The sequence below is a fragment of the Francisella philomiragia subsp. philomiragia ATCC 25015 genome, from assembly GCF_000156715.1.
Taxonomy (GTDB): Bacteria; Pseudomonadota; Gammaproteobacteria; order Francisellales; family Francisellaceae; genus Francisella; species Francisella philomiragia.
The window spans coordinates 1-1,620 of record NZ_DS999313.1 but is presented as its reverse complement, the minus strand read 5'-3'; the positions used below and the strand labels follow the sequence as shown (position 1 = coordinate 1,620).

The following is a 1,620-nucleotide window of genomic DNA, read 5'->3' as shown; positions in this document are numbered from 1 at the left end:
CGGAGCTATAAACACTCTCGCTGCAAAGGCAATTTGGAACACAATCTGTGATATCGTAGCCAAAATAGGTAATGCCTCCGACATACCTTCATTCGGAACTATTATCTGATCTCCACCTTTAACCGCTGTAGTATATGACATCCAAGATGTAAATATCCCCGTATCTACTCGCTCCGCTGTACCATTCTCATGTAACAACAACACATATCCAGTCTCAGCACTATTAGTATAACCACCAACAGCATTAATATAATCCTTAACACTAAACTTCTCATTATAATTAATAGCCATCGGCGCCATTACCTGACCACTAATTGTAACAACTTGATTCTGGTTAGGGATATTTATTACATCATTATTCTGTAACGCTATATGCTCCCACTTAGTCTTAGAACCAACTATCACCTGCCCCTTAGGTTGAACCTGCTTCGCCTTCTCAACAAATGTCGATACCAATCCTGCATACTGCTGCTGCATCAACAAACCATCCTTTGTCAACGCACTCTTAGTATATGCTTGCTGTTCTAAATAATTCAAGCTAGCATCAATAGCAGCCTTCTGCGCCGCTGCCACACTCTTTCTAAACAATTGTAAATCATCTATATTTGCATTTGATCTAAATTTAAGTTTCTCTACCACATCCTCCAACGTAGTTCCTATCGGCACCACAAATTGATGTGGACCCAATATAGCTCCAGTAACAGATACTGTAATCTGCTTAATATTTTGATCCGATGTCAAAGTAACTTGCTCACCACCTTTAACAACCTGATCACCTATTGCACTTAACGGAATATATTTATTGGTAGGATTTAAGCCCCTATTATCTTCTATAAGGGCATAAGTAGCCTCCGGCAAAACCCCCACTAATTTAAGTAATCTCGGTAAATCAAACTGTCCATCCTTAGGCTCATACATCGCAGGCGACTTAACTTGACCAATCACTGTAACTGAGGCAGCCTTTTGTCTAACCACTATACTATCGCCTTGCTGTAACTGTGAAAATGGTATAACTCCATCAACTAAAAAATTATATAAATCAATATGTGATATTACCTTGCCATTTCTAACTAAATCTATATGTCTGAAACTTCCCTTATCAGCTGATACTCCACCAGCTTTACACAAAAAATATAATACCGAATCAGATGACATACCATCATACAAACCAGGTCTAGCAACATAGCCTGATACAAAGATCTGTACCGGTTGTGCACTCATCAGATTAGCATATACTGTTACGTTTTTTTCAAATGTCCTCTTGATCGCATCACCTATAACTTTATTTAAGTCTTTATTAGGAATATCTGCTACATGTACAGGTCCAACCTTTGGAATAAATATATTACCCTGACTATCCACCTCCACTACAGCAGCAAATTCAAATGCTCCCCATAATGTGATAGAAATCTTATCTCCTATACTTAGTAAATAATTAGGATTATACAAAGCTAACTGTGGCAAATTCTGACATTGACTACTAAATAAATTTGCTCCAAATACTTGCAAACCATTTAACTGCGGTACAACATCTTCATTAATAACCTTATTCGAAAACTGCGAACCTGCCTTATCCTCTATCCCATTTCCCTGATTCATCGCCGTAACTGACGCTAAGCC

At 38.2% G+C, this 1,620-nt stretch carries 1 protein-coding gene; it reads right to left on the bottom strand.

The window, feature by feature from the left end; translation table 11 throughout:
* Window positions 1-1,620 (bottom strand): polysaccharide biosynthesis/export family protein (locus FTPG_RS04320; RefSeq protein ID WP_035722395.1); only part of this gene is annotated, 1,620 nt, incomplete at both ends.